This is a genomic window from Candidatus Dactylopiibacterium carminicum (genome assembly GCF_014736495.1).
Taxonomy (GTDB): Bacteria; Pseudomonadota; Gammaproteobacteria; order Burkholderiales; family Rhodocyclaceae; genus Uliginosibacterium; species Uliginosibacterium carminicum.
Genome location: NZ_MDUX01000095.1, coordinates 1 through 7,718, shown reverse-complemented (window position 1 = coordinate 7,718; position 7,718 = coordinate 1). Strand labels below are relative to the sequence as shown.

7 protein-coding genes and 1 pseudogene are annotated in these 7,718 nt (G+C 60.5%); 6 read left to right on the top strand and 2 right to left on the bottom strand.

What is annotated here, in order from left to right:
* Positions 1-376: 376 nt before the first annotated feature.
* On the bottom strand, positions 377-2,149 hold the full coding sequence (locus BGI27_RS17145) for an ABC transporter ATP-binding protein (protein ID WP_095526003.1): 1,773 nt from the start codon (positions 2,147-2,149) through the stop codon (positions 377-379).
* Positions 2,150-2,319: 170 nt separating this feature from the next.
* Between BGI27_RS17145 and BGI27_RS17140 the strand changes: the two genes are divergently transcribed.
* The 4 genes and pseudogenes from BGI27_RS17140 to BGI27_RS17125 all read left to right on the top strand — a co-directional run bounded on the left by BGI27_RS17140 (position 2,320) and on the right by BGI27_RS17125 (position 5,747).
* Positions 2,320-3,918 (top strand): phospholipid carrier-dependent glycosyltransferase, encoded by a 1,599-nt coding sequence (locus BGI27_RS17140; RefSeq protein ID WP_095526002.1) that lies wholly within the window; start codon positions 2,320-2,322, stop codon positions 3,916-3,918.
* 48 nt (positions 3,919-3,966) lie between these two features.
* Positions 3,967-5,031, top strand: a pseudogene (locus tag BGI27_RS17135) (acyltransferase family protein).
* Between the two features lie 12 nt (positions 5,032-5,043).
* Positions 5,044-5,445: a PilZ domain-containing protein gene (locus BGI27_RS17130; protein ID WP_095526001.1), complete on the top strand. Its 402-nt coding sequence runs from the start codon at positions 5,044-5,046 to the stop codon at positions 5,443-5,445.
* The gene (locus tag BGI27_RS17125; RefSeq protein WP_223871890.1) at positions 5,445-5,747 is read left to right on the top strand and encodes a YkgJ family cysteine cluster protein; all 303 of its coding nucleotides are present in this window, start codon (positions 5,445-5,447) and stop codon (positions 5,745-5,747) included. Before BGI27_RS17130 ends, BGI27_RS17125 begins: the two co-directional genes overlap by 1 nt.
* A gap of 9 nt (positions 5,748-5,756) precedes the next feature.
* Here BGI27_RS17125 and BGI27_RS17120 read toward each other — a convergent pair whose 3' ends face one another.
* Positions 5,757-6,098 (bottom strand): zinc ribbon domain-containing protein YjdM, encoded by a 342-nt coding sequence (locus tag BGI27_RS17120; RefSeq protein ID WP_095525999.1) that lies wholly within the window; start codon positions 6,096-6,098, stop codon positions 5,757-5,759.
* A gap of 242 nt (positions 6,099-6,340) precedes the next feature.
* On the opposite strand from BGI27_RS17120, the gene BGI27_RS17115 reads away from it, so the two are divergent.
* Both BGI27_RS17115 and BGI27_RS17110 read left to right on the top strand, forming a co-directional pair.
* Positions 6,341-6,748 carry a hypothetical protein gene (locus BGI27_RS17115; RefSeq protein ID WP_179290512.1) on the top strand — a complete coding sequence of 136 codons (408 nt, stop codon included), beginning with the start codon at positions 6,341-6,343 and terminating at the stop codon, positions 6,746-6,748.
* 249 nt (positions 6,749-6,997) lie between these two features.
* On the top strand, positions 6,998-7,603 hold the full coding sequence (locus BGI27_RS17110; RefSeq protein WP_095525998.1) for a mechanosensitive ion channel family protein: 606 nt from the start codon (positions 6,998-7,000) through the stop codon (positions 7,601-7,603).
* Positions 7,604-7,718 lie beyond the last annotated feature (115 nt).

Genomic DNA, 7,718 nt, shown 5'->3' with positions numbered 1-7,718 from the left:
TGAAAAACAGTATTTCATGAAGCTCGGGGCTGTCTAGGAAACCCGGGGCGATTCAATGGTCAGCGCAGTTGAACATCAGCAATCTCTTCGACAAGACCTACTTCGACTTTGCCGGTAACCAGATTTATTACGGTCAGCCGCGCAAAAGCGTACTTACCGTAACGTACAAGTTCTGAAATTTGCCGATCGCGCTTTTTCGAAAGCATTCGCAGGGAAAGGCACAGCAACAAAGGCAGGGGTGGTCCCTGTCGAGGCGCTGTCACGCAGCCATGCGGGCGCTTTCGAACGAGCCCTCCGGGTTGAAATGTATGGCTCGCTGACACTGCGTCGCGCTTCTTGTGCGGGGATTGCCCTGCACAAGAAGCGCGCTGAGCGCTCAGCTCGACTGCAACACGTACATATGCCCGAAACGGGTGCTTGCATCGCGTGACAAGGTGGTGAAATCCCCCTCCTCGATGATCTGCCCACGCTCGAACACCAGGATGCGATCCGCCTGGCGCAGTGTGCTGATACGGTGCGCCACCACGATCATTGTGCGGCCGAAGGCGAACTCTTCCTGCATGAGTCCTGCCATCACATGCGCCTCGGTCTCCGAATCCAGCGCCGAAGTCGCTTCATCCAGCAGCAGGATCGGCGCATTGCGACAGATCGCGCGGGCAATGCCCACACGCTGGCGCTCGCCCCCCGAGAGTGCATAGCCACGCTCGCCGACCACGGTCTCCAGCCCCTCGGGCAGGCGGGCGATCAGACCGTCCAGACAGGCAATCTGGCAGGCACGCTGCAACAACAGAGGATCCACCTCACGCATCATGGTGAGGTTTTCCTTCAGCGAGAAATTGAACAGCTCGGTCTCCTGCAACACCACGGTGACCTGGCTGGTCAGTGCCTCGTGCTCGATCTCGCTCACCGGCGTCTCTCCGATGCGCAATTCGCCACGCTCCAGGTGATAGAGGCCGAGCAGCAGCTTGATCAGCGTCGACTTCCCCGAGCCCGAATGCCCCGCCACGCCGATGATCTCTCCGCGCGGGATGGTGAGCGACAGCGGGCCTACGGCGGGTTTGTCGCCGTAGCGGAAGACCGCGTCCTGCAAGGTAATCGCATCCCATTGCGCCGGAAACGGCTTCTCTCCGCGCGCCAGCGGATTCTTGCCCCAGAAGATCGACATCATGCGGCCGAGGTTCGACTTGCGCTCGATCATCATCTGGATGCGGTCGGTGAATTCGACGGAAGAATCGCGCAGACGATCGAAATAGGCCGCATAGGTCAGGAAGAAACCGGGCAGCAAATGCCCTTTCATGACCATGAACCCGATTACCAGCAGATAGAAGCCCCAGGACACGCTGTTGTGGATCTGAAAGCACATCCACTTGGTATTGGAAAGCCGCAGGCGCTCGTAAGACAGCTGACGTGCCAGTTCCTCGCGCTGCGCGATGCTGCCCGTCATGTTGTTCGCCGCCCCCATCGCCTTCACGGCCAGGATGTTGGAAGCACTTTCGACAAAGCTGCCACTGGCATTTTCCAGCGACTTGTTGATGCGATCGGAAAGCCTGGAAATGCGATGGTCGAAATATCCCTCGATGGCGATCAACACACCGAGGTAGTAGACGAAGAACAGGATGAAGGCCGGATGCAGCAGCATGCAGGCCACCAGCGACCCCACGAAGGCGGCGAACGCGCCTGTCAGGCTGTTGATCACCTCGCTGGTCCATTCCCGCACGGCCTCCGCGCCGGTGAGAATGCGCTGCGCCTTGTTGCCGGTGCTTTCCTGCTGGTGCCAGGATAGTGAATAGCTCAACAGCCGCTCGAATCCCCAGACCTTGGCGCGGTAGCGCGCATTCAAACTGATCTTGCCCAGCATGCGCTTGCTGGACAGACGCACCAGCGCCACCACCGCGTACGAGCCCGCCAGCAACGCCACCAGCCAGAACAGCGTCGTCGCACTAGGGCGTACGCTCTCTTCCGCTTGCATGAAGCCGATCAGGAAGTTGGCGATCATGCCGATCAGCAGCGGCGGCACCAGGGTGTAGAACATCACCAGGAGCAGCACGAAGAAGAAGAAAAGGTAGGTCCAGCGCTCTTCGGCGAGGAAAAACCACAGAGCACGCGGCAAGTCCCGAAAACTGAAATGTTCGGACCCGGAAGGCGACATGGGAACTCCACTACAGGCAGGCACGGACGGAGGCGTCCGCAAGCCCGGCATTCTACGCCCCGCCTGACCCTGCGCATTGACACCGCGCAGCCACCGACAGCACACTCGCGCGCTTGCGTTTTGACAGGACGGCAGCCCGATGCCGCCTAGGGACAGGAGACACAATAAACATGGCCAAGCCAAAGAACCGGGAAAAACAACCCGAAACCACGGAACAGACCTCGCCGATTTCCCCAAGCCGTATCGGCGCGCAGTTCGACGCCGTTTCCGCGCGCATCGAAACCGTGCCCGCCTGGCTGCGCACAACGCTGTGCATGGCGCTCGTGCTGATCATCGGCCTGATGATGTATTTCGCGGGCCATGACAAGCCGCCCCACGCCTTCTGGGACGAGAACTATCACGTCACCTCGGCACAGCGCTACATCGACGGCATCGCCCACATGGAAACCCACCCGCCGCTGGGCAAGCTGCTGATTGCCGCCGGCGAGGCACTCACCGGGGCCAATGCCGATATCGACAAGAGCGCCCTGGTACGGGACAAGTACATTTCCGGCGACAACCTGCCGGAAGGCTTTTCCTTCGCCGGCATGCGCTTCATGCCCAGCCTGTTCGGCGCATTCGCTGCGGTGATGTTCTTCGGCTTGATGTTCGCCCTCACCGACAACCGTTTCATCGCACTGTTGCTCTCTTCTCTGTACCTGTTCGAGAACGCCTTCATCGTGCATTTCCGCGCGGTGCACCTCGACAGTTTTCAGATGTTCTTCTGCCTCGGTGCGCTGTGGCTGTTCGTCCGCCTGTGGAAACGCGAAGGCGCCATCCCTTGGCAACAGTACGCAGCACTGGGTGCACTCTGCGGCCTGGGTATCATGGTCAAGGTCAATGCTGCACTGCTGCTGGCCCTGTTTCCGGTGCTCTATTTCAAGGATGCAGGCGCGCGTGCAGGTCTTTCGCTGGCTGGCCATGCACGCCATTTCCTGACCAAGAGCGGCGCCGCGACTGCTGCACTGGCTATCGTTGCGCTCGTCGTATTCGGCCTGCACGGCCTGATCGCCGACCAGTCGCCCAGCCCGCGGGACCCGGCGGGTCAGAAGGATCTGGCGCATATGTCCGCCACCTACAAGGACTACGTGAACCTGCACCAGTCCATGACGCCTTCGGTGCTCTTCGCCATCAGCCGTGATTACTTCAACTTCATGCAGGTCGACAACAAAGGCGTGCCGAAGCTCGACGTCTGCAAACCCGGCGAAAACGGCTCACACCCGATGAACTGGCCGGCCATGAACAAAACCATCAACTATCGCTGGGATTCGGCCAATGGCATGACCCGTTACGTCCAGCTCGTTGGCAACCAGTTCTCCTGGTACCTGGGCCTGGCCGCCGTGCTGCTCTCCCTGCTGACCATTGCCAATCATCGCCTGTTCAAGATGCCGATGGGCGAGAAGCGCAGCTATCAGCTGATCGAGGTCTTCACGGGGCTGTACGTGTTGTTCATGCTGCTGCACCTGTATCTTGGCGCCCAGCGCGTGATGTACCTGTATCACTATTTCATCGGCCTGCTCATCAGCTACATCCTGATCGTGCTGAACTGGCAACATCTGTGCGATTTCCACGGTTTCACGTTGCGCAAGCGAACCGCCATCGCCGCAGGCTTCACCGCGGCCATCATCGCCAGCAGCCTGTTCTTCCTGCCGCTCTCCAACCACTGGCCACTGACCAAGCAGCAGTGCGAGGCACGCAACATCTTCTCCAACGTCGTGTCCTGCCAATAACATCGATCCCATCAAAACGCCCCGTGCCCGCGGGGCGTCTCCCCTCCCATGCGCACCGCGCCCAATCCTCTGATCGACACGCTCAAGGCTCTTGCCTCGCAACTCATCGTCCTGCATCACTTGGCGTTCTACGGCCCGATGTCGGACCACGCCTACGCCCCGGATCTGATCGACTGGCTGTACGACTACGCACGCATGGCCGTGCAATGTTTCCTGGTCATCGGCGGCTATCTGGCCGCACAATCCCTTGCACCCTCAGGACATATCACCAAACCCAAGTTCACGCTGCCCGGGCTGCTCTGGAAACGCTATCTGCGTCTGGCTCTGCCGCTGTTCGCCGCCCTGGGACTGGCCATTGCGGCAGCGGCCCTCGTACGGACAATCCATCCCCTGCCAGACACCCCCACTGCGCCTGCGCTGGGGCAACTGGTGGCGCATCTTCTCCTGGCGCAGCAGATCCTTGGGCATGAATCCCTTTCCGCCGGCGTATGGTATGTGGCCATCGACTTCCAGCTCTTCGCCCTCTTCGCCGCCCTCATGTGGCTAGGACGCCACGCTGGCCGCTTCGCCAACTTTGCACCGCTGCTGGTGCTGTCACTGACGCTGGCATCGCTGTACGGCTTCAACCGCCAGCCGGAACTGGATATCTGGGCCCCCTACTTCTTCGGCGCCTACGGACTCGGCATCACCGTATGATGGCTACAACGCAGCCGCCACTTCTGGCCTGGCCTGCTGCTGTTGGCACTCATCACCCTGGGGGCACTGCTATTCGAACAACGCCCGCGCCTGGCCCTGGCGTTCGGCTGTGCCATGTTGCTTGCATTCGCTGCGCGCCATCCTGCGCATCGCCCTACCTGGGCACCGATCGCCCTGCTCGGCCGGATTTCCTATTCCGTATTCCTGGTGCACTACCCGGTCTGCCTGCTGGTGAATGCCGCCTTTGCACACTGGGTGGCACCCGAGCCCTGGCTGCAACTCGGCGGCATGTTGCTGGCCTGGTGGCTCAGCCTCACGGCCGGCTGGTTGTTCCACCACTACGTGGAAACCTGGCTGACCCGCCACACGACTTCCGCTACCATTGCCCGGCCGCATCAGGCGCACTTCAACACCTAGAACAATCTGCGGATGAGTACTCAAGACGAATACCAGGAACGACGCAAACACCAGCGTTTTGCAGCCCAACGCGATGGCAAGCCCTGTATCGACATCCTGGTCGCAGGAAAACGGATCACGCTGAACGATCTCTCCATCGATGGGTTCAGCCTCCCGCCCGACGAAGCCCTCGTGGAAGGCGAAACCTTCGATTTCGAGATGCGCCTGATCGACGGTTTTGGTGACCGCATCCGTGGGCAAGCCATTGCCGTAAACGAAGTCAACGGCCTCATCGGCTGTCAGTTCGTAGACCTGGATCCCGCCCAACAGCGAGTTCTTGAAGAATGGCTCATCGTGATCGTGATCTGTGGAGCTTCGGTACGGCTCACGCCGGCCGACGCGGAAGCCATCGTCAAGGGCCCCTCGCTGATCTGATGCGCACCCACAAGATTCTTCACGGCTGGGATCTCGTACGCATCGGCGTGGTCGACGAGTTCGAACTAGACGAAGATCCGCGCCAGATAGCCAAACGCCTGCAGAGGGCCGGCGTGGTCGAGCACTTCAACCACCGCTATGCGCTGTTCACACTTGCGCGTCGTGCCAGCGGCGATTGCCATTATCTGAATGCCAAGACCCGCCGCTGCACCGTTTACGAACGACGGCCCGACACCTGTCGCAAACACCCGGAGACGCTGGGGCCGCGCCCCGGGCACTGCGCCTACAGACAAAAGGCCTGAACGCCTGCTTCAGGCCTTCTTCACGAATTCCGACTTGAGCTTCATCGCGCCGATACCATCGATCCTGCAATCGATGTTGTGATCGCCCTCAACCAAGCGGATTCCCTTCACCTTGGTACCCACCTTCACCACCGAAGAGGATCCCTTGACCTTCAGATCCTTGATCACGGTGACACTGTCGCCATCGGCCAGCAGATTGCCATTGGCATCTTTGACCACCAGTTCGTCGCCTGCACCAGCGGCCTCGCCACCCGGCTGCCACTCGTGCCCACATTCCGGACAGACCAGCATCGCTCCATCCTCGTAGGTATAGGCGGAATTGCATTGGGGGCAGGCAGGCAGTGCGCTCATTTCGGTGCTCTCTCATCAGAAAAAACGGAACGGCCCCGCCATGCAGTACAGGAATGCAGAGGCCGCAAGGGCGCGCATTGTGCCCGATTCAGGCGCACAGAGGCGAATCCCGGCGGGATCGCAGGCCCGCCCCTTCAGGCAGAAACGCGTGAAGCAAGGCGGCCCTATTGCGTAAAGTCGCCCCTGCAGGCACGGCATGCAGCCATCTGCCTTGCAAATCACAACCCAACAAGGAGCCGAATATGAACCGACAGACCCTCTCCACCCTGTTCGCGTGCCTTCTCGCACTCTCTATCACCGCATGCGGCAAGCAGGAGTCCGCCGCTGAAGCCAGCAAGGAAGCTGCCACCGAAGCAATGGAAAAAGCCGGCGAAGCCATCGACAAGGCCGGCGAAGCAGCGGCCGAGGCCACCGCTTCTGGCGTTGAAGCCGCGAAGGATGCGGCGGCAGATGCCAAGTCCGCTGCAGGCGAAGCCTGGGATGCCACCAAGGATGCAGCATCCGCCGCTGCCGACAAGACCAAGGAAGTCGCCGGAGAGATCAGGGATGCAACCGGCAACGCCATCGACAAGACAAAGGAAGCAGCAGGAAATGCCAAGGATGCAGCCGGCAATGCTCTGGACAAGGCCAAGGAAGCCGTCGGCAAATAAGTCGAGCCTGATCGTCACCCAGCGGCTGACGCCGCACTTTCCTCTGGGGCAGGTTGAGCGCAAAGCGCCAGCCTGCCCTCCCTCTCTTTCAGAACAATCGCCGTCGCGACTCACGTTTTCGACGGGACTACACCCGACGTCAGGCCGTCGAACCTGCCGACAGTCCAGACCAGTCGCTCCGTTTGCCTATAAAATCGCGCTCCCCACCGCCCGGAAGCGATCACCCTCGTATTCATCAAAGCCTTACCGATGAACAAATACCTTCAGACAATCCAGGCAAACCTGCCACAGTGGGCCATCGAATGGTTCGACGTTTTCTCCGTCGTCCTGCAGGTCGTGGCCATCATGCTGGCTGCATGGATCACGACACGCATCGCCCGGCACTTCATCAAGCGCCTGACCACCACCTATTCCTTCCCTCCTCGTGTCGTCCAGCTCTCGCGTCGCGTCGTCAGCCTGCTGATCTTCAGTGGTGCCCTGCTCTGGTCGCTGGAGCGCATGGGCGTTTCCGGTTCGGTGTTATGGACAGCCTTCACGGGCTTCGCAGCCGTTGGCGCCGTAGCCTTCTTTGCAGCCTGGAGTGTGCTTTCCAATCTTTTCTGCGCCCTGTTGATCTACACCACCCGCGCCTTCCGTGCAGGAGATCTGGTGGAACTGGTGGAAAAAGGCAATGAACCCGGCATCAAGGGACGCGTGCTCGACATCAACCTCGTCTACACCACGCTACTGGAAAGTGGCGATCACACGCATGGCGTCACCTTGCAATTGCCCAACAGCATGTTCTTCCAGCGTGCTCTGCGGCGCTGGCATGGCGAGGCCGCCGAGAATGCCCGACCGGAAGGGCCCGCATCGTAGGGCACCGAAGTGCCACGCCGGATCGGATGATTGCAGCGTAACGCGGCAACCAAAAAACAAGGCGCTGTTGGAGTTAGCTGTTGAGTCTCCATCGCCCGGCCGCCTCGTTGAGGCA

Coding starts and splice junctions, on each gene's coding strand:
- BGI27_RS17125 (WP_223871890.1), top strand. CDS start 5,445: ATGCGCACCCACAAGATTCTTCACGGCTGGGATCTCGTACGCATCGGC.
- BGI27_RS17110 (WP_095525998.1), top strand. CDS start 6,998: ATGAACAAATACCTTCAGACAATCCAGGCAAACCTGCCACAGTGGGCC.
- BGI27_RS17140 (WP_095526002.1), top strand. CDS start 2,320: ATGGCCAAGCCAAAGAACCGGGAAAAACAACCCGAAACCACGGAACAG.
- BGI27_RS17145 (WP_095526003.1), bottom strand. CDS start 2,149: ATGTCGCCTTCCGGGTCCGAACATTTCAGTTTTCGGGACTTGCCGCGT.
- BGI27_RS17115 (WP_179290512.1), top strand. CDS start 6,341: ATGAACCGACAGACCCTCTCCACCCTGTTCGCGTGCCTTCTCGCACTC.
- BGI27_RS17120 (WP_095525999.1), bottom strand. CDS start 6,098: ATGAGCGCACTGCCTGCCTGCCCCCAATGCAATTCCGCCTATACCTAC.
- BGI27_RS17130 (WP_095526001.1), top strand. CDS start 5,044: ATGAGTACTCAAGACGAATACCAGGAACGACGCAAACACCAGCGTTTT.